At 58.7% G+C, this 363-nt stretch carries 1 protein-coding gene; it reads right to left on the reverse strand.

Annotation, left to right across the window (positions count from 1 at the left end; genetic code table 11):
- On the reverse strand, nucleotides 1–363 hold a 363-nt coding region (locus GIB19_RS28210), incomplete at both ends, for an immunoglobulin-like domain-containing protein (RefSeq protein WP_274888871.1).

Genomic DNA, 363 nt, shown 5'->3' on the forward strand with positions numbered 1-363 from the left:
GCCGGTGGTGCTGTTGGCCGGAACCGTGATGACAGTGGTGCCGTCGCTCAGGGTGAAGGTCAGCGCCGAGTGCTTATCAATCGGCAGACCGTCTTTGTTGGTGAGCGTAATGGTGTAGGTGATCGCACCACCTTCGGTAACCGAAGGAGTGGCAGTCAGCTTGGCCACGACATCGTCAGTGGTGTCAGTGACTTTGACCGAGGCCGCATCGCCCAGTTGCAGGTTCTCGAAGGCACGTCCGTCAACATCGACGGCGGACTTGATACCCAGCTCGATTTCTCCAGCGTCTTTGTAGACGTCGTCACCCTGTGCTTCGTGGGTGTACGGAGCGCTGGTTTCGCCAGCCTTGATGGTAACGGTGGT

The organism is Pseudomonas sp. ITEM 17296 (genome assembly GCF_028895205.1).
GTDB lineage: Bacteria > Pseudomonadota > Gammaproteobacteria > Pseudomonadales > Pseudomonadaceae > Aquipseudomonas > Aquipseudomonas kermanshahensis.